Below are 16,601 nucleotides of genomic sequence, written 5' to 3' on the forward strand. Positions count from 1 at the left end.
CGCGTCACAGCGGCTCCTCCACGGCGTCGGCCACGATCTGCGGCTTGACGGCCATGTCGGGCTGCACGCCCATCAGGCGCAGCGTCTGCTGCACCACTTCGCTGAACACCGGCGCAGCGACGGCGCCGCCATAGATCACGCCGTTGCTGGGCTCGTCCACCATCACCGCCACAATGATGCGCGGCTTGTCGATGGGCGCCATGCCGGTGAACCAGGCGCGGTACTTGGTGGTGGAGTAGCCCTTGCCCACCTGCTTGCGTGCGGTACCCGATTTGCCGCCCACGGAATAACCCAGCGTCTGCGCCTTTTGCCCGGTTCCGCCGGGGCCGGCAGCCATTTGCAGCATCTTGCGCACTTCGTCTGCGGTGCGCTGCGAAAACACGGGGACACCCACAGCCGGCACATCGGTCTTGAGCATGGTGGCCGGAATGATCTGGCCGTTGTGCGCAAACACGGTGTACGAACGCGCCATCTGGAACAGGCTGGCCGAGAGTCCATAGCCATACGACATGGTGGCCTGCTCGATCGGGCGCCAGGATTTGTAAGGCCGCAGCTTGCCGCTGACCACGCCGGGGAAGCTCAGCTGGGGCTTCTGGCCAAAGCCGGCGGCCGAAAACGTCTCCCACATCTCACGCGCCGGCATCTGCATGGCAATTTTTGTGGTGCCAACGTTGCTCGACTTCTGAATTACGCCCTCCACCGTCAGGACACCGTAGTTGTGCGTGTCCGAGATGGTCGAGCCGGTGATCGTCAGGCGCCCCGGCGTGGTGTCCACGAGCGTGCCGGGCTTGACGCGCCCGCTGTTGAGCGCCAGACCAATGGTGAAGGGCTTCATCGTCGAGCCCGGCTCAAAAGTGTCGGTGAGGGCGCGGTTGCGCAGCTGCTCACCGCTCAGGTTGCGCCGCTTGTCGGGCACGAAGCTGGGGTAGTTGGCCAAGGCCAGCACTTCGCCGGTGATTGCATCGAGCACCACCACGCTGCCGGCCTTGGCCTTGTTGGCGATGACCTGGTCGCGCAATTTCTGGTAGGCGAAGAACTGCACCTTGCTATCGATGGACAGCTGCATGTCGCGCCCGTCCACCGGCAGCAGGTCTTCGCCCACACCTTCGACCACCCGGCCCATGCGGTCCTTGATGACGCGGCGCGAGCCGCTCTTGCCGGCAAGCAGGTCGTTGAAGGCCAGCTCCATGCCTTCCTGCCCCTTGTCTTCCACATTGGTAAAACCCACGACATGGGCTGCGGCTTCGCCTTCGGGGTATTCGCGCTTGTACTCCTTGCGCTGGTAAATGCCCTTGATCTTGAGCGCAGCGATCTTCTGGCCCACGTCCCAGTCCAGCTGGCGCTGCAGCCAGACGAAGGTTTTGTCTTCGTCCGCCAGCTTGGCTGTGAGCGATGCGTAGGGCATGCCAAGCAGGCCGGCGAGCTGCTTGAGCTCGGCCCTGGCTTCGGGCGTTGCCTGCTCGACGTCTTCCGGGATGGCCCAGATGCTGGCGGCCGGCACGCTGGAGGCCAGGATGAAGCCGTTGCGGTCCAGAATGCGGCCGCGGTTGGCGGGCAGCTCAAGCGTGCGCGCAAAACGAACCTCGCCCTGGCGCTGGAAAAAGGAATTGTTGATGATCTGCACGTAGGACGCGCGGGCACCAAGTGCCACAAAGCCCAGCGCCACCATGGCGACGATGAATTTGCTGCGCCAGACGGGCGTCTTGCTCGCCAGCAAAGGGCTCATCGTGTAGCGCACACTGCGGCTCATGGCTGCCCCCCGGCCGCCGAGGCAGCTGGCGTGCGCGCCACAGGGCTTTGACCCGCAGCCAGCGCAGCTGCGGCGGCCTCGGGCATCGAGATATAGCGCGTGATGGCGGGCGTGGCCGAGCGCATGTTGAGCTGCGCGCGTGCCAGTGCTTCGACACGCAGCGGCGTGGCCTGAGCGCGCTTTTCCACTTGCAGGCGATCGTGTTCGGTGTCCAGGCGCCGCGCCTCGCTGTGGGCGCGATCGAGTGCGGTGTATAGCTGGCGCGACTCGTACTGCGTGCGCACAAGGTACAGCGCGCTGCCGAGCACCAGCACAAACAACAAGAGATTCACCCGCGCCACGCTTTATGCCTCCGTGCGTCGGGCGACGCGCATGATGGCGCTGCGCGAGCGCGGGTTGGCGGCTACTTCGGCGGCACTGGGCCGCACCCGTGCCAGCGCTTCCAACTGCATGGCACGCGGCGGAGCAAAGGGCGCGCGGCGATCAAACACCTGTCTGGAATGCAGCGCAATGAACTGCTTGACGATGCGATCTTCGAGCGAATGAAAGCTGATCACCACCAATCGCCCACCGGGTTCAAGCACCTGAAGGCACGCTTCTAGCGCCTGTTGCAGCTCTTCAAGCTCGGCGTTGATGAAAATCCGAAGAGCCTGAAATGTGCGCGTTGCAGGGTTCTGGCCTGCCTCGCGGGTTTTGACCGCGCCAGCCACGAGATCGGCAAGTTCGGCGGTGCGGACCAGAGGACCGCGCTCCTGCCTCCGAGCAACAATCGCCTTTGCAATGGGGCCAGCAAACCGTTCTTCACCGTATTCACGTATCACCTCCGAAATCTGGTCCACCGGCGCATCGGCCAGCCACTCGGCCACGCTCTGGCCTCGCGTGGTGTCCATGCGCATGTCCAGTGGACCGTCGAACCGAAAACTGAAGCCCCGCTCGGGCGAGTCGATCTGCGGGGAACTGATGCCCAGGTCCAGCAGCACCCCGGCGGCGCTCTGTGGAGACAGATCCGCCAGCTCACGAAAACCGGCGTGACGAATGGAAAAACGCGCATCCTGGATGCGCGCTGCTTCTTGGATCGCTTCGGGGTCCTTGTCGAACGCCAGAAGCCTTGCCCCAGGCGGCAGCCGTGAGAGCATGCGCCGCGAGTGCCCTCCCCGGCCAAACGTAGCGTCGATCCACAAACCATCGCCGCGGCCCGTCGCGTCAGCCAGCAGCGCATCCACCGCCTCATCAAGCAGCACGGTGATGTGTTGCAGCGCAGGGGCTGTCATGGCGGTCAAAACGAAAAATCCTTGAGCACGTCGGGCATTTCGCCCTGCACGGCCTGGGCTTCCTGGGCGTCGTAGGTCGCCTTGTCCCAGAGTTCAAAATGCTTGCCCATGCCGAGCAGCAACACATCGCGCGTGAGGCCCGCCGACTGGCGCAGCTCGGGAGATACCAGAACCCGGCCTGTGCCGTCCATGTCAACGTCCATGGCATTGCCCAGAAACATGCGTTTCCACCACTGGGCGGACATGGGCAATTGGGCAATGCGATCGCGGAATTGTTCCCACTCCGGACGGGGAAACACCATCAGGCAACCGTGCGGATGCTTGGTGATCGTGAGCTGTCCGGCGGAGGCGCTCAGCGCGTCACGGTACCGGGTCGGCACAGAAAGCCGACCCTTGGCATCGAGACTGAGCGACGAAGCGCCTTGAAAGACCAATCCATTCCCCTGCTGTTCCTGGGCTCAGTGGGCGCCTCCAAAACAGGAAACGGCACTTTTCACCACTTAATTGCACTTTTTTGCACTGTAGCAGGAAACCACCAGGGAGCAAGGGGGTTTGCAACATCTTCTTGCAATGAAATCAAGGACTTAGGCGTGATTCCGCCGCCGGAATTCAGAAAAACCGTTGTACATGAAGCAGTTAGAGGCTTCACTGAAAGTAAAACCTCCGAGACGCTGTCGGGACTTGTGGCTCCCCACCTGCCCCCTGCGTCAGAGAATGAAGCGCGAGAGGTCTTCGTCCTGGCTCAGCGCCTGCAGACGCTCGTCGACATAGGCCGCGTCGATGCGCACGGTCTGCCCGCTGCGGTGGGCGGCGTCAAAACTCACTTCGTCGAGCAGGCGCTCCATGACCGTGGAGAGGCGCCGCGCACCAATGTTTTCGGTGCGCTCGTTGACCTCAAAGGCGATGTGCGCGAGCCGCGTGATGCCCTCGGGAGTGAACTCGAGCGCTACGCCTTCGGTGGCCAGCAAGGCCTGGTACTGGCGCACCAGAGAGGCGTCCGTCGCCATCAGGATGGCTTCGAAATCCTGCACCGACAACGATTCAAGCTCGACGCGGATAGGAAACCGCCCCTGCAGTTCGGGAATCAGGTCGCTGGGCTTGGCGAGGTGAAAGGCGCCCGAGGCGATGAACAGGATGTGATCCGTCTTGACCACGCCGTACTTGGTGGACACGGTCGTGCCTTCCACCAGGGGCAGGAGATCGCGCTGCACGCCCTGGCGCGACACATCGGTGCCGCTGGTTTCCTGGCGCGTGGCCACCTTGTCGATCTCGTCGATGAAGACGATGCCGTTTTGTTCGGCATTGGAGATGGCCTGGGTTTTGATCTCTTCCTCGTTGACCAGCTTGCCGGCTTCTTCGTCGATCAGCAACCGCCGGGCTTCGGCAATCACCAGGCGCCGCTTGTGTCGCCGCTCCTGCCCCATCTGGCTGAACATGCCGCGCAGCTGCTCTGCCATGTCTTCCATACCCTGGGGCCCCATGATTTCAAGCTGCGGGCGCGCTTCCTGCACCTCAATTTCAATTTCGCGCGCGTCCAGCTCGCCCTCGCGCAGCTTCTTGCGGAACACCTGGCGCGCCGTACCGCCTTCACCGGGCTCACCGGTGCGGGCGGGTGGCAGCAGAGCGTCCAGCAGGCGCTCTTCCGCCGCATCTTCCGCTCGGGTGCGCACCTTGCGGGTGTGGAGTTCCCGCTGCTGCTTGACGGAAATTTCGGCGAGATCGCGGATGATGGCGTCGACATCCTTGCCAACATAGCCCACTTCGGTGAATTTGGTCGCTTCCACCTTCACAAAGGGTGCCTCGGCCAGCCGCGCCAGTCGGCGTGCGATTTCCGTCTTGCCAACCCCCGTGGGGCCAATCATGAGAATGTTTTTTGGCGTGATTTCGTGCCGCAGCTCGGCCGCCACCTGCTGGCGGCGCCAGCGATTGCGCAGCGCAATGGCCACCGCACGCTTGGCGTTGGCCTGGCCAACGATGTGGCGGTCGAGTTCGGAGACGATCTCCTGGGGGGTCATTGAAGACATGGAAATAGTGGTAATTTTGGCATCTAGCGCTTGATGGGAAAGCGTTAATAGCTATTTATTTTATAGCACTTGTCACCGACGCACTCAGAGCGTCTCGATGGTGTGCTGCATGTTGGTGTAAATGCACAGCTCGCCAGCGATCTCCAGCGATTTCTTGACGATCTCAGCCGGCGCCAGCTCGGTGTTCTGCAGCAGCGCCTTGGCGGCCGAATGGGCGTAAGCCCCACCCGAGCCGATGGCGACGATGCCCTGTTCGGGTTCGAGTACATCGCCGTTGCCGGTGATGATGAGCGAGGCCTCCAGGTCGGCCACGGCCAGCATGGCTTCGAGCCGGCGCAGCACGCGGTCGGTGCGCCAGTCCTTGGTCAGTTCGATGGCGGCCCGCACCAATTGGCCCTGGTGCTTCTCCAGCTTGGCCTCGAAGCGCTCAAACAGCGTAAATGCGTCGGCCGTCGCGCCAGCAAAACCGGCCAGCACCTTGCCATGGTGGAGCCTGCGCACCTTGCGGGCAGTCCCTTTGACGACGATGTTGCCCAGCGTGACCTGCCCATCGCCGCCAATAGCGACTTGCATGCCGGCAGGCGTCTGGCGCCGGACGCTAAGAATGGTGGTGCCGTGAAAAACCGGCGCATTGTTTGAAGAATCCATAGCGCCGACAGATGGGGGCAGCTGTTCGTTTTACAAGCGCACAACGATACGCGCCGCCCGCTATCAGCAACCGCCGCGCTGGCGGCATCCCCCTTCCCGCATCACGCAGCGAAGCGAGAGAACGGGCGAGGGCTGCAGCTCCGAAGGGCTTGCGCCTCTGGCGCTTGCTCGAAGCGGCGCAGCCCCTCAGAGGCGTGCCTCAATCCTTGCGGGCCACCACCCATGCGTGCTCGTTGATGCCAACCACGTTGAAGAACACCGCCACCAGGCGGTGCAGGTTCAAAAACTGCACCACGCGGCCCTGGGCCTGCTGATCTGCCGTCCAGTTGAGCACCGAGCCGGCGGCCAGAAAATCCATGCGGATCAGGCGGTCACAGCGCACCTGCAGCGGCTGTTTGGGGTCAGCGGGGATGACCAGAGCCTCCAGCAGAGCCGTAGCATCGCCCTCCACCTGGCCCGCCAAGCCGGGCGCTTCAGGAACCAAAGGCGCTGGAGCGCTGGGCTCGCCGTTGGGACCTGGCGCATCCCAATGGGCACGGGCCATAAGCTCAGCCCCGTCTGCTCGTGCAGCGTCTGCGCTTGGTGGATCGCCTGCGTCGTCCCGGTAGCCGCATCGCGGTGCCTGCCACGACGGCGGTGAGACCTCATAGGTTACGCAGTAATCCAGCGCCACCATTTCAAATTCTTCGGGCCGCCCCATGAAGCGCAGTGCCGCCATGCGCAGGCGCCACCATTCCGGATCCTGGGTCCGATCGCCCGATTGGGTGTGCGATTCGAGCAGCGCCTGCAGGCGGTCGACACCTACGAATACGATTTGCCCTTCTTCTTCCGCCCACCGCGTGAACTCCGTGGCCAGCGCCGGCACCGCCGCCGGGTCAATTGCAGTGATGCGGGACCAGGTCAGCGTCCAGGGAGGCGCCGACCGACCGAGCGCTGCCTGCAGCGCGGCCACCGTCTGCTGCGTGAGCGTGGGCGGCGCGTTCCAGGCAAAGTCGCGCCTTGCCGGCGCCGCAGACTCGGCCGGCTCGATCTCCACGCCCAACTGCGCAGGCATGGAGAACCACAGCGGGGCCGAACGATCAAACCGCGCCGCATAGCTAATGGCCAGTGTGTCAAAACGCTCTTGCTGGCCCGTGGCACGGTACAGATCAAACAGCGTCATCCATATCTCCAGCAACTCTTCGGGCTCATCGTCGATGTGCTGCGCCAGCACTTCCTGCAAGCCAGCTTCGGCGCCTTCCTGATCGCCGTTGGCAAACCGGATGGCCGCCTCCTCAAGATCGGGTTCGTGCACGAATTTCTCCAGTTCGGGGGCTGCAGGCGCTTGTGCAGTCCGGGGTTGGCGAGGATCCTGCGGCTGCTGCGCCAGCGCGGCGCTCCCAAAAGCAGCAATGGACATGCTGTCGTCGGCAAACAGCGGTGCTGCCGGCCCCCCCGGCTCCAAACCGCCTGGCAGGGACATGGGCGCTGTCGGCGCAAAGGCCGTACCACCGGCCTGAGCATCCGCGCGCTGGACATCGTTTGCCCTGGGTGACTGCAAGCCCATGGGCTCGGTCGGCGCATCGGAGTTTTGCTTGCTTTTCCACCATTGCATCGACATCTGCGCCTCGATCTCGTCGATCTTCTTGATCGTTACCGCGCGATCGTCGGGCGAGGTCAGGCTGCTCTGGAAGAAAGACGGGCGCGCAGCCGGGTCTTCCACCCGCTGGCCGGTCAAGGCATCGCGCTGTCGGAGTTTGCGCAACTGATCGAACTCACGCCGTCGAACAAAGTCGTTGCGGCGTTTGCGCTCGATCATCTCCTTGAGCATTTGCTTGCTGTACTGGCTCTCCCGATCGGCTTCGATCGAGTCCAGATCGGTCCAGTTCACCGTGGGGTTGCGAACAAAGCGCACAACCTTGGACAACAGACCGGTGGGTTGCGTTTCTTCCTTGCTCATGAGGCACAGTTTACGAGCGCCGCTGCCTCTTAGTCACCAAACATTTTTTGCTTGAGTTCGCGGCGTTGCTGGGCTTCCAGTGAAAGCGTCGCTGTTGGGCGCGCCAACAACCGCCCCACGCCAATGGGTTCACCGGTTTCGTCGCAATAGCCGTAGTCGCCAGCGTCGATGCGGTTGATGGATTGCTCGATCTTCTTGAGCAGTTTGCGCTCGCGGTCGCGCGTGCGCAGCTCCAGCGCGTGCTCTTCCTCAATGGTGGCGCGGTCGGCCGGATCGGGCACCACCACGGTGTCCTCACGCAGATGCTCGGTGGTCTCTCCTGCGTTGTTGTGCATGTCCTGTTTGAGCAGCACCAGCTTGTGGCGAAAGAACGCCACTTGTTTCTCGTTCATGTATTCCGAGTCGGGCATGGCGAGTATTTCGGCATCGCTCAATTCCTCGGCCGACTTGGTTTTCCAGTTGTTGGCCAGTTTGCTGTCCTTCTTGGGTGGGGCCACAGGAGTGGCCATCTGCACTTGGGAAGGCGGCGGGGTGGAATAGCTGGACTTGGCCGCCGTCGAGGCCACCGACTGCGCCATGGAGGGCACGGTGAGCTGCGTCAGCCGCGACGAGGGGCGCGGGCTGCGCAATACACCGCCCGAGGACACCGGAGCCGGGGCGGCTACGGGCGCAACTGCTGGCCGCACCTCTTTTTTCACAGGCGTCTTCACAGAGGATTTCACAGGGGCCTTGGCCGTCGTCTTGGAGGCAGCAGTTTTTACCGCTGCAGTCGCTGCTTTGGCAGCCGGCTTGGGTTTGCTTGTTTGAGCGTTCAATTCCTGTCTCCTCGCAATGCTGGGGGATGTCGCGCCGTGCGCGAGCCAGGGGCAGGAAGCCCCCGGTTGTTCACCGGGCCGCGATTGTATCGATACCGGCTTGCAGCCGAGCCTGCGTTGCCAAATACCCACAAATGCGTGGCCACAGGACCATGGAAAGAATCCAAACGCCCTCTGTTATCCCGCTGCCAGACTCTGCTCCAGGCCTTGTTCCAGAATGTCGCGCGGCAGGTCGATGCCGATGAACACCATGCGGCTCTCGCGTGCCTCGCCCTCGGCCCAGGCAGGCCCCAGGTCACTTCCCATGAGCTGGTGGACACCCTGGAAGATGACCTTGCGGTCCGTTCCGGTCATGCTGAGAACGCCTTTGTAGCGCAGCATGCGCGGACCATAGATATTGACGATGGCGCCAAGAAAATCTTCGAGCCTGGCAGGATCGAACGGCCGCGCACTGCGGTAGACGAAACTCTTGACGTCGTCGTCGTGGCGGTGGTGGTGCCCGTCCCCGTGCTGGTGCGAGGGATGGCTGCAATGCTCGCCGTGGTCATGGTCATGGTCATGGTCATGGTCATGATGGTCTTCGTCCGGCTTCAGGAAATCCGGATCAATGTCGAGCTTGGCGTTCAGGTTGAAGCCGCGCAAGTCGAGCACTTCGTTGATCGGTACTTCGCCAAAATGCACGGCCTTGATCGGTGCGCGCGGGTTCATGTGCTTGAGGCGGTGCGTCAAATCAGCTACGTCCTGCGCGCTGACCAGATCGGTCTTGGAGAGGAATATCTGGTCGGCAAAACCTACCTGGCGGCGCGCTTCCTGGCGCTGGTCGAGTTGCTGTGATGCGTGCACCGCGTCCACCAGAGTCACGATGGAGTCGAGCAAATAGGTCTCGGCGATTTCCTCGTCCATGAAAAACGTCTGCGCCACCGGCCCCGGATCGGCCAGGCCCGTGGTTTCAATCACGATGCGGTCAAAGTCGAGCAGCCCCTTGCGGCGCTTGGCGGCCAGCAATTGCAAGGTTTCGCGCAGATCTTCGCGGATGGTGCAGCAAATGCAGCCATTGCTCATCTGCACGATCTGCTCCTTCGATTCGGTCACCAAAATATCGGTATCGATGTTTTCTTCGCCGAATTCGTTCTCGATCACGGCAATTTTCTGGCCGTGGGCTTCGCTCAGCAGGCGCTTGAGCAGGGTCGTTTTGCCCGAACCAAGAAAGCCGGTGAGGATGGTGGCGGGAATGAGGGACATGGTGAGATTCCAAAAAAGGGGTTGCGCCACGCTGTGGGTGGCGCCAGGTAGCCAAGTTTAGCCAGCCGGTTTTTTCCGCGCTCGCGGGTGTGCAGCGTCATACACCTTGGCCAGGTGCTGAAAATCAAGCCGCGTATAGACCTGCGTGGTGGTGATGTTGGCGTGGCCCAGCAGTTCCTGCACCGCGCGCAGGTCGCCGCTCGACTGCAGCAGGTGGCTGGCAAACGAATGGCGCAGCATGTGCGGGTGCACAGGCGTGGTCAAACCCGCTTGGCCACTGCGCTGGCGCAAGCGTTTCCAGACCGACTGGGCGGACAGACGCGTGCCGCGCTGGCCAACAAACAGCGCCGGTCCGCCCGCACTGCCGCGCAGAGGCAGCCACGCATCCAGCGCCTGCCGTGCGGCTGCACCCAAGGGCAGGCTGCGGCGCTTTCCACCCTTGCCAAGAACATGCGCCTCGCCAGCCTCCAGATCAATCCAGCCACGGCCTTCGCGCGCCGCGTCGCTGCCTGGCGTTCGGTCCAGGCCAACCAACTCGCCCACCCGCAGGCCGCAGCCGTAGAGAAGTTCCACCATGGCGGCGTCACGCGCCTCCAGCCAGGGGTCGGCACCGGCGGCGTGAAAATCTGCCAGCCGCACCGCGTCGTCCACGCCCAGGGCCTTGGGCAGGGGCTTGGGCGCCTTGGGGCCGCGCACGCCCTGCACCGGATTGCTGCTCACCAGGCCCTGCCGCGCGGCCCAGGTGAAAAACCCGCGCCAGCCCGAAAGAATGAGTGCAATGCCTCGGCTGCTGCGCCCGGCGCCGTGCATTTGCGCCACGAAGCGGCGTATGTGCGCCGGCTGCAATTGCAACAGCGGCACGTTGACCCCGCTTGCAAACTGCGCGAGCTTTTCAAGGTCGAGCGTGTAGAGCGTGTGGGTGCGCGAGGCGAGGCGCTTTTCTACCCGCACATGCTCCAGATAGCGCTGGACTTCAGAGGGCAGAGGCGAAGCTGCGATCATGGACATGCCACCCTGCTTTTCAGCGCCATGCAGCACTATGCACCGCCCACAGCCCACGCAAAGGGCGCAGTCCAGACCAGCGGCCACCGTGCAAGGGCCGCCCCGCCGCACCGGTGGCGTCCCCCTGAGGGGGAAGGCGCCGAAGGCGACTCAGGGGGCATCTACCGCAGCCGCTGCAGCGCCGCGCTGGCCAGCTCGGCCATGCGCGAGAGAAATTCCGTGCCCATGGTGGCGTCAAAGCGCTGGGCGTCCGGTGAGCCGAGCACCAGCAAACCAAACGCTGGCGTCGCGCTGTCGATCGGTCCTTCGCGCAGCGGCAGCAGGGCCAGCGACTGGGCGGCCAGACTGTCGCCCTCCTCCACCGCAACGCGGGGCAGCCAGCTGGTCGGCTCGAACCCCAGATTGGGCCCGCAAAACGGCATGGTGAGTGAACTGGCAAAAGCGCGTACGTCTTCGCTTGCGTCCTGCGCAAAATCGTGCTCGGTGTGTTCATGCGCAACATCCCAGACACGAATGGCCGTTTGCGGCACATCGAAATGCTGCTCAATGCCACGCACCACCGCCTGCGGCAGCGCTGCCGGCTGCTGCACGCGCTGCAGTTCGCAGCCCCAGGCGTGCACCTTGGCGGCAATGGCTTCGTTGTCGTGGCTGTTGCGCACCATTTCCATTACGCGTTGCTCCAGCGCCTTGATCTTCTCGCGCAGCATTTCCGCCTGGCGCTCTTGCAAGCTCACGGCGCGCTGGCCGTGCGCGCTGGCTATCTGCACACTGGCGAGCACCTCGGCGTGGCGCTCAAAGAATTCCGGTGTATTGGCCAAAAAATGGGCAATGTCGTCTTCGGTGATAGGGGACATCGGGGCGCTGTGGGTCATGGTGTCTTGGGCAGTTGAATGCGACCTTCGAACACCGTAGTGGCCGGGCCGGTCATGAAAACAGAGTCGGCTGCGAGGCCGCTCCAGGCAATAGAGAGCTCGCCGCCGCGCGTTTGCACCTGGACCGGCGACGTGAGATAGCCCATGCGGACACCCGCCACGACAGCCGCGCAGGCGCCGGTGCCGCAGGCGAGCGTTTCGCCAGCACCGCGCTCGTAGACACGCAGGCGCACGTGGTGCGGGTCCAAAATTTGCAGAAAACCCGCGTTGGTGCGTTCCGGAAAACGGTGGTGGTTGCCAATGAAAGGCCCCAGTTCGGCCACCGGCGCGGTATCGACATCGTCCACCAACAGCACCGCATGCGGATTTCCCATGGAAAGCACCGCTACGTGCAGCAGTGTTTCCTGTCCGGTAGCTTCGCGCGTCAGTGGCCAGGTCTGCCATGTGCCTTCCGGCTGGGGTTGCAGGCCGGTGGCGGTAAACGGTGCCTGGAGTGGGTCAAAAATCGGGCGCCCCATGTCCACGGTGACGCCGTCGGCGCCCAGTTGCAACACGATGGGGCCGGCCAGCGTCTGCACGCGCAGGCTGTCCTTGTCACTGAGCCCTTTGTCGCGCACGAAACGCGCAAAGCAGCGCGCGCCGTTGCCGCACTGCTGCACCTCGCCGCCGTCGGCGTTGTAGATCACGTACTCAAAATCCAGGTCCGCACTGGGCGCCGGGCGCACGCACAGCACCTGGTCCGCGCCGACACCGAAGTGGCGATCGGCCAAAAAACGAATCTGCTCGGGCGAGAGCCGATAGCTGTCTGCCGTCTGATCGAGCACGACAAAATCGTTGCCCGCGCCCTGCATTTTGGTGAATGCGATTTCCATGTCCGCAATTATGGGTGCAGCCGCCGCGCCGGGAGCATCTGGCGGGTTCGGGTTAGGCTGCCGGGCATTGCACCGCCAAAGACAGGAAAGGACCCCCATGACGAAACTCAGCGATTTCCCGATCACTAAGAAATGGCCGGCGCGCTTCCCGGACCGCATCCAGCTCTATTCGCTGCCCACGCCCAACGGCGTCAAGGCGTCCATCATGCTGGAGGAGACGGGCCTGGCGTACGAGCCCCATCTGGTGAGCTTTGACACCAACGACCAGATGTCGCCCGAATTCCTCTCGCTCAACCCCAACAACAAGATTCCGGCCCTCATCGACCCGAAGGGCCCGGGCGGTGAGCCCTTGGCGTTGTTTGAATCGGGCGCCATCCTCTGGTATCTGGCCGAGCGCACGGGTCGCTTCCTGCCCGAGGACGCGGCCGCGCGCATGCACACCCTGCAGTGGCTGATGTGGCAGGTGGGCGGGCTCGGGCCCATGGTGGGTCAGCTCGGTTTCTTCCACAAGTTTGCCGGCAAGGAGTACGAAGACAAGCGCCCGCGCGACCGCTATGTGGCCGAAACACGCCGCCTGCTGGGCGTACTCGACAAGCACCTCGAAGGCCGCGAATGGATGCTGGGCCAGGATTACACGATTGCAGACATCGCCATCTTCCCCTGGGTGCGCAACCTGATTGGTTTTTACGAGGCCGGCGAGCTGGTTCAGTTCGACCAATTCCGGCAGGTCAAGCGCGTGCTCGACATCTTTGTCGCCCGGCCCGCCGTGGCCCGAGGTCTGGAGATCCCCGCCCGGGGCTGAAACACCTGCGGTGGGCTCGATAATGGCCCGATGACCCGCCTCAGCCAATTGCTGCAGCCGCAGCGCGAACCCGTTCCTGCTCTTTCCGCAGCCACCGTCGTGCTGGTGCGCGACGCACCTGACGCCGATGGCGGCCTGCAAGTGCTGATGACGCGCCGCTCGGCCAAGGCCAGCTTTGCGCCGGGTGCCTACGTCTTTCCGGGCGGGGGCATCGACGCCCTCGACTCCGACCCGCAAGTGCACGCTGCCTGTGCGCGCCGCCCTGGCCAGTCGGATGAGCAGCTCACCCAGGCCGTGGCCGCCATCCGCGAGAGCTTTGAAGAACTAGGCATCCTGCTCGCACGCCACGCCGACGGCCGCCTGGCCGATGCAGCCGACATCGCTGCACTCGACCGCCATGCGCCCTTTGCCGCCCAATGCGCAGCGCTTGGACTGCGCCTGGCTGCGGACGAGGTCTTCGTGCTGGCCCGCTGGACCGGCGACCGCGACCTGCCCCGGCGCTTCGACGTGCCCTTCCTCATCGCCCACATGCCCGAGAACCAAACACCCGTGGCTGACGAGGCCGAGCAGTTCGAGCCTGTGTGGGTGCGCCCGCAGGAGGCGCTGGAGCGCCACGCGGCTGGCAGTTTTTTCATGATTTTTCCGACCATCCGAACGCTGGAGCGACTGGCGAAGTTTGACGGTGCCGACGCGGTCCTGGCAGCCTGCGCCAGCGGAACGCCCCTGTGGACCAGCTGCCCGCGCGCCGGTTTTCTGGCGGGAAAAGAGGCCCGCTACATGGAAGACGAAATGCCGTATGGCGAGCTGGCCATGGTGTGCCCCGATGGGCAGATCGTCCATGCGCTCGACTGGCAGAGCGAGCGGGCAGTGCGACTGCGAAAAAACCTGCAGCGCCTGACCGCGCCCAACCCCGGCTTCATGACCGGCCCGGGCACCAACAGCTACCTGGTGGGCGATCCGTCCACCGGCTACATCGCCATCGACCCCGGCCCAGCGGATGCGCAGCACCTGGAAAAACTCTGGCGCGCAGCCGGCGGCGACATCCGCTTCATCGTCTGCACCCATTCGCACCCTGACCACTCACCCGGTGCCGCGCCGCTGCAAGCGCTGTGCGTGCAAGCCGGGGGCAGCGCTCCGCCCATCCTGGGCCTGCCCTCGGCCCCCACGGCACGCGCCAACAGCCAGTTCACGCCCGAGCGTTTGCTACAAAATGGTGAGCTACTAACGCTTACTGGAAAAGCGCTGGACGGCGAAATCACCCATACTTTGCAAGCTGTGCACACGCCGGGGCACGCTGCCAACCACCTGTGTCTGCTGCTGGTCGAAGACGGCCTGCTGTTCTCCGGCGACCACATCCTGAACGGCAGCACCACGGTCATCGACCCGCCCGACGGCAACATGGCGGACTACCTCGATTCGCTCGACAAGCTCGACGCGCTGTGCGCCGAGCATGGCGTGGAGTTCATCCTGCCGGCGCACGGCTACGTACTGGGCGATGCGCGTGGCGCCATTGCCAGGCTCAAAGCCCACCGGTTGGCGCGCGAAGCCAAAGTCATTGCCGCGCTGCAAGCCCTGCCCGGCGGCAGCATGGACGACTGGGTGGCGCATGCCTACGACGACGTGCCGCCGCGCATCTGGCCGGTAGCGCAGCGCTCGCTGTTGGCCCATATCGAGCGTATTCGGGCCTTGGGGCCGGGGAACAACTAACCCCCCTGAGCCGCTGCGCGGCCGGTGCGGCCGCCAGAGGCGGCTGCTCTTCGGGGCAGTCCAAGCCTGCGCAGGCAGGCTTGGAGCCGCAGCCCCTCAGCCCCCAGGGGGACACCACCAGCGCGGCGGGGCGGCCCTTGCGCGGTGGCCACTGGTGCGGGCCGTGCTTGTTTTATGCGCCGCGCTGGATGTATTGCCCCATGATTGAGCGAAATGAAAAATCTCTCCACTCCCTCAAACAACACCGAGCGACTGGCCAAGCGCGTGGCGGCTGAGCATGGCCTCTCGCGCAGCGCGGCCGAGCAGTACATCGAGGGCGGGTTTGTCAGCGTCGATGGCGCGCTGGTCGAAGTTCCCGGCGCCCGCGTGGCGCCGCAGCAGAAAGTGGTGCTGGCGCAGGACGCGAGCCTCGACGCGCTGGAACCCGTGACGCTGCTGCTGCACAAGCCGCCGGGCTTCGAAGCCGGGCTGGGCTTGGAAGCGGCCGCAGCAGCGCACGGCAGCCGCAGCCAGGGCGCGCCACCAGCGTCAACCCTGCTTGCCCCGTCCACGCACATGGAAGGCGATGCCGCCGACACCCGTGTGCTGCAGCGCCACTTTCGCGCGCTGGAATGCTTTACGCCGCTGCCCACGCCGGCCAGCGGCCTGGTGGTCTACACCCAGGACAAGCGCATCGCGCGCAAGCTGGCCGAGGACATCGAGTCGCTGGAGCAGGAATGCATCGTCGAGGTGGCGGGGCAGATTGCCGACAACGGCCTGAAAAGGCTTTGCCACGGTCTCTCCTTCAACGGCCGACCGCTTCCGCCCATCAAGGTGAGCTGGCAGAACGAAACCCGGCTGCGCTTTGCCCTCAAAGGCATTCGCCCCGGACAGATTCCTTCGATGGTGGAGGCCGTGGGTCTGCGCGTGGTGGCGATCAAGCGCATCCGCATCGGGCGCGTGCCACTGTCCAAGGTGCCCGAGGGACAGTGGCGCTATCTGCAGCCGTGGGAGAAGTTCTGACGCTATTCAAAATATAGCTGTCAGCGCTTTCTGGATAAGCGCTGGAGGCCAATTTCCCTTGAAATTTCTGCCTGTCCCGCAATAAAAGTGTGAAGCGCGCCGATAAGCCGGATTCTGTGCACCCGAACCCCCTTGCGAAGGCTGGGCGTGACCGCCATTACTCTGGGCCGGGTGTCGCCACCACGGCTCGATGCTACCTACCCGCCAACTCTGCGGAACCACATCAACGTTGGCCTACTTGGTATTGCTGCGCGTAGAGATTGCCCGTTTCACCTTGGGCGCGGAGCGCCCAAGGTGGCTGTGGGCTTTCCCGGCTTGCGCCGGGAACCGACTGGCTTACGCCATTCGGCACCAGCTTTCGCTGGCGACCCACAGAACACCCTTGGTGGCTCTACACCCAAACTCGTCTCTGTTGCTCTGATCCTCACCTCACGGTGGGCAGCCGTTAGCTGCTACGCTGTCCTGTGCAGTCCGGACGTTCCTCCAGTGCCTGGTTTCCCAGCTTGCACCAGCGGCGGTCTGGCGCGCTTCACGGGGCCATTATCGTCTAGCAGTGGCACCCATGTCATAACCGGCGTCAAGCCAGACCAAGTGGTTGCGGCGTCGGCCGTGTCAAGTCGCGTCTCCGCGCGAGACTTCGAATAGCTGTCGCTCA

15 protein-coding genes and 1 other RNA gene are annotated in these 16,601 nt (G+C 64.0%); 3 read left to right on the forward strand and 13 right to left on the reverse strand.

Annotated elements, in window-relative coordinates:
• Positions 1-4: 4 nt before the first annotated feature.
• The 12 genes from C6571_RS04565 to dapF all read right to left on the reverse strand — a co-directional run bounded on the left by C6571_RS04565 (position 5) and on the right by dapF (position 12,435).
• Positions 5-1,750, reverse strand: a complete 1,746-nt coding sequence (locus C6571_RS04565; protein WP_106445646.1) for a peptidoglycan D,D-transpeptidase FtsI family protein — start codon at positions 1,748-1,750, stop codon at positions 5-7.
• A complete protein-coding gene (ftsL, locus tag C6571_RS04570; RefSeq protein WP_106445647.1) occupies positions 1,747-2,091 on the reverse strand; it encodes a cell division protein FtsL in 345 nt (114 codons plus the stop codon). The genes C6571_RS04565 and ftsL overlap by 4 nt, the downstream gene beginning before the upstream one ends.
• A 3-nt stretch (positions 2,092-2,094) precedes the next feature.
• Positions 2,095-3,021: a 16S rRNA (cytosine(1402)-N(4))-methyltransferase RsmH gene (rsmH, locus tag C6571_RS04575; protein WP_106445648.1), complete on the reverse strand. Its 927-nt coding sequence runs from the start codon at positions 3,019-3,021 to the stop codon at positions 2,095-2,097.
• A gap of 5 nt (positions 3,022-3,026) precedes the next feature.
• Positions 3,027-3,455: a division/cell wall cluster transcriptional repressor MraZ gene (gene mraZ, locus C6571_RS04580; protein WP_106445649.1), complete on the reverse strand. Its 429-nt coding sequence runs from the start codon at positions 3,453-3,455 to the stop codon at positions 3,027-3,029.
• Positions 3,456-3,728: 273 nt separating this feature from the next.
• Positions 3,729-5,045 (reverse strand): ATP-dependent protease ATPase subunit HslU, encoded by a 1,317-nt coding sequence (gene hslU / locus C6571_RS04585; protein ID WP_106445650.1) that lies wholly within the window; start codon positions 5,043-5,045, stop codon positions 3,729-3,731.
• Between the two features lie 84 nt (positions 5,046-5,129).
• Positions 5,130-5,693: an ATP-dependent protease subunit HslV gene (gene hslV / locus C6571_RS04590; protein ID WP_106445651.1), complete on the reverse strand. Its 564-nt coding sequence runs from the start codon at positions 5,691-5,693 to the stop codon at positions 5,130-5,132.
• 199 nt (positions 5,694-5,892) lie between these two features.
• The gene (locus C6571_RS04595; protein WP_106445652.1) at positions 5,893-7,632 is read right to left on the reverse strand and encodes an STAS domain-containing protein; all 1,740 of its coding nucleotides are present in this window, start codon (positions 7,630-7,632) and stop codon (positions 5,893-5,895) included.
• Between the two features lie 29 nt (positions 7,633-7,661).
• A complete protein-coding gene (gene dksA, locus C6571_RS04600) occupies positions 7,662-8,447 on the reverse strand; it encodes an RNA polymerase-binding protein DksA (protein WP_106445653.1) in 786 nt (261 codons plus the stop codon).
• Between the two features lie 177 nt (positions 8,448-8,624).
• Positions 8,625-9,689 carry a CobW family GTP-binding protein gene (locus tag C6571_RS04605; protein WP_106445654.1) on the reverse strand — a complete coding sequence of 355 codons (1,065 nt, stop codon included), beginning with the start codon at positions 9,687-9,689 and terminating at the stop codon, positions 8,625-8,627.
• 57 nt (positions 9,690-9,746) lie between these two features.
• Entirely contained in the window at positions 9,747-10,697 is a 951-nt protein-coding gene (locus C6571_RS04610; RefSeq protein WP_106448040.1) for a tyrosine recombinase XerC, read from the reverse strand.
• 155 nt (positions 10,698-10,852) lie between these two features.
• The gene (locus C6571_RS04615; RefSeq protein ID WP_106445655.1) at positions 10,853-11,563 is read right to left on the reverse strand and encodes a DUF484 family protein; all 711 of its coding nucleotides are present in this window, start codon (positions 11,561-11,563) and stop codon (positions 10,853-10,855) included.
• Positions 11,560-12,435 carry a diaminopimelate epimerase gene (gene dapF, locus C6571_RS04620; protein WP_106445656.1) on the reverse strand — a complete coding sequence of 292 codons (876 nt, stop codon included), beginning with the start codon at positions 12,433-12,435 and terminating at the stop codon, positions 11,560-11,562. The genes C6571_RS04615 and dapF overlap by 4 nt, the downstream gene beginning before the upstream one ends.
• 97 nt (positions 12,436-12,532) lie before the next feature.
• Here dapF and C6571_RS04625 point away from each other — a divergent pair, with 97 nt between their 5' ends.
• From C6571_RS04625 to C6571_RS04635, 3 genes are all read left to right on the forward strand, one after another.
• The gene (locus tag C6571_RS04625) at positions 12,533-13,237 is read left to right on the forward strand and encodes a glutathione S-transferase N-terminal domain-containing protein (protein ID WP_106445657.1); all 705 of its coding nucleotides are present in this window, start codon (positions 12,533-12,535) and stop codon (positions 13,235-13,237) included.
• Between the two features lie 30 nt (positions 13,238-13,267).
• The gene (locus C6571_RS04630; RefSeq protein WP_106445658.1) at positions 13,268-14,944 is read left to right on the forward strand and encodes an MBL fold metallo-hydrolase; all 1,677 of its coding nucleotides are present in this window, start codon (positions 13,268-13,270) and stop codon (positions 14,942-14,944) included.
• 213 nt (positions 14,945-15,157) lie between these two features.
• Complete coding sequence (locus C6571_RS04635) at positions 15,158-15,946, forward strand: RNA pseudouridine synthase (RefSeq protein WP_106448041.1); 789 nt, start codon at positions 15,158-15,160, stop codon at positions 15,944-15,946.
• 87 nt (positions 15,947-16,033) lie between these two features.
• On the opposite strand, the gene rnpB is transcribed toward C6571_RS04635, so the two are convergent.
• Positions 16,034-16,477, reverse strand: an RNA gene (rnpB, locus tag C6571_RS04640) — RNase P RNA component class A.
• Positions 16,478-16,601: the final 124 nt, after the last annotated feature.

Source organism: Simplicispira suum (assembly GCF_003008595.1).
Lineage (GTDB): Bacteria > Pseudomonadota > Gammaproteobacteria > Burkholderiales > Burkholderiaceae_C > Simplicispira > Simplicispira suum.

What these genes read in the sequence shown, in the direction of transcription:
- C6571_RS04565 (WP_106445646.1), bottom strand. Translation starts at nt 1,750, where the DNA reads ATGAGCCGCAGTGTGCGCTACACGATGAGCCCTTTGCTGGCGAGCAAG.
- rsmH (WP_106445648.1), bottom strand. Translation starts at nt 3,021, where the DNA reads ATGACAGCCCCTGCGCTGCAACACATCACCGTGCTGCTTGATGAGGCG.
- hslU (WP_106445650.1), bottom strand. Translation starts at nt 5,045, where the DNA reads ATGTCTTCAATGACCCCCCAGGAGATCGTCTCCGAACTCGACCGCCAC.
- hslV (WP_106445651.1), bottom strand. Translation starts at nt 5,693, where the DNA reads ATGGATTCTTCAAACAATGCGCCGGTTTTTCACGGCACCACCATTCTT.
- C6571_RS04595 (WP_106445652.1), bottom strand. Translation starts at nt 7,632, where the DNA reads ATGAGCAAGGAAGAAACGCAACCCACCGGTCTGTTGTCCAAGGTTGTG.
- C6571_RS04605 (WP_106445654.1), bottom strand. Translation starts at nt 9,689, where the DNA reads ATGTCCCTCATTCCCGCCACCATCCTCACCGGCTTTCTTGGTTCGGGC.
- C6571_RS04610 (WP_106448040.1), bottom strand. Translation starts at nt 10,697, where the DNA reads ATGTCCATGATCGCAGCTTCGCCTCTGCCCTCTGAAGTCCAGCGCTAT.
- C6571_RS04615 (WP_106445655.1), bottom strand. Translation starts at nt 11,563, where the DNA reads ATGACCCACAGCGCCCCGATGTCCCCTATCACCGAAGACGACATTGCC.
- dapF (WP_106445656.1), bottom strand. Translation starts at nt 12,435, where the DNA reads ATGGAAATCGCATTCACCAAAATGCAGGGCGCGGGCAACGATTTTGTC.
- C6571_RS04625 (WP_106445657.1), top strand. Translation starts at nt 12,533, where the DNA reads ATGACGAAACTCAGCGATTTCCCGATCACTAAGAAATGGCCGGCGCGC.
- C6571_RS04630 (WP_106445658.1), top strand. Translation starts at nt 13,268, where the DNA reads ATGACCCGCCTCAGCCAATTGCTGCAGCCGCAGCGCGAACCCGTTCCT.
- C6571_RS04635 (WP_106448041.1), top strand. Translation starts at nt 15,158, where the DNA reads ATGAAAAATCTCTCCACTCCCTCAAACAACACCGAGCGACTGGCCAAG.